This is a genomic window from Endozoicomonas sp. ONNA1, assembly GCF_024606325.1.
Classification (GTDB): domain Bacteria; phylum Pseudomonadota; class Gammaproteobacteria; order Pseudomonadales; family Endozoicomonadaceae; genus Endozoicomonas_A.
This window is the reverse complement of the sequence record NZ_JAHHPN010000520.1, coordinates 1-1,522: the sequence shown is the minus strand read 5'-3', so window position 1 is coordinate 1,522 and position 1,522 is coordinate 1. Positions and strand designations below refer to the sequence as shown.

Annotated in this window: 2 protein-coding genes; both read left to right on the top strand. The window is 48.4% G+C overall.

Annotated features, from left to right (window positions below):
• Window positions 1–537: ABC transporter permease (locus KDK19_RS11930; protein WP_306801337.1), on the top strand; the 537-nt coding region annotated here is incomplete at its 5' end.
• Between the two features lie 10 nt (window positions 538–547).
• Window positions 548–1,522 (top strand): ABC transporter permease (locus tag KDK19_RS11925; RefSeq protein ID WP_257292040.1); only part of this gene is annotated, 975 nt, incomplete at its 3' end.

The following is a 1,522-nucleotide window of genomic DNA, read 5'->3' as shown; positions in this document are numbered from 1 at the left end:
CTCTGGTGGTCAACGCCAGCGTATCGCAATCGCCCGGGCGCTTGCGATACGCTGGCGTTGACCACCAGAGAACTCGTGGGGATATCGATAACGGTCTCAGGCTTCCAGACCGGGCTTGATTCCTTCAGGTTTCTGGTTCTGCCCGTTGCTATTGGCGTCATTGCTGGTACCGGAGCCGGGGCCCGTCTCTACCGTACACTGTTCCTGGAAGAAGCGGATCAGGACTACGCCCGCACAGCCAGGGCAAAAGGAGTGAGCGAAGTCACCGTACTTTTTAGACACATTCTGCCTAACGCCATGATCCCGATTCTGACCAATATCGTGATTGTCATTCCAATGCTGTTTATGGGCAGTCTGGTGATGGAATCCTTCTTTGGCATCCCGGGTCTGGGCAGTTACATGATTGACGCCCTGAAATCCCAGGACTTCGCCATTGTCAGAACAATGGTGTTCATTGGCTCAGTGCTCTACATCATAGGTCTGATTGCTACTGATATTTCATACACACTGGTCGATCCCCGTGTCAGGCTGAACTAGGAGAGCATCCATGAAACCGGTTATTTTATGGAGTGATGCGTTGCTGTTTATCCTTTTGGCAGCCATGATCACATTCATTGTCAGCATCATTCGCAACAACCAGAGTCGTGAACGCTGGAGTAGAGTTTTTCATTCCCGACTGGGTATGTCCTGCTTTCTGATTATTCTTACCTACATTGTCATTGGTGTCCTGGATTCATTGCATTTTCGCAAGGCGGTCGAACCTGTTGAAGGTCAGGAGCAAACTGAGGTTTATTACTCCAGCCATATAAACAGTGTTCTGGATCTGATGCTGGGGGAAATGGGAGAGGAAAAGGAAAAAACCTATTCAGCGCCTTTCTCACTGAAATCATACTCCAAGGAAAATATGCAAGATGAACAGGGTAATACTTACCGGGCTTATGCGAGCCTGAAACATGCAGGTAAGCATCTGGAATCCCCTGATGACAAACCTTTGGATATTGTCCTGCAATCGTTTCAGGCGCTTCTCATGGGTCTTTTGATCAGTGCCCTTCTGATTGCTCCCCACTCCTATTGGATGACAGGAAAAAACAGCATCTACCCATGGAAAACGGCCTATGTCACCCTGACCATTATTATTTGCTTGCTCAGCTGGATGATTCACATCAGCTCTCTTTATCACATCCTGGGCACAGATAAAGCAGGTAACGATGTTCTTTACCAATGCCTCAAAGGTATTCGCACCGCCATGTTGATTGGCACTCTGGCTACTTTGATCATGATGCCTATTGCGATTTCCCTTGGAATAGCCGCTGGCTACTTCAAAGGTTGGGTAGACGACATTATTCAGTATTTGTATACCACTCTCAGCTCTATTCCAGGCCTTCTGCTGATTGCAGCCTCTGCTCTGCTGTTCCAGATCTGGATTGACCTGAACCCTGATTACTTTGCCACCGGACTTGAAAAAGGTGATGCCAAATTCATCGGCCTATGCTTTATTCTCGGAGTTACCAGCTGGGCCACT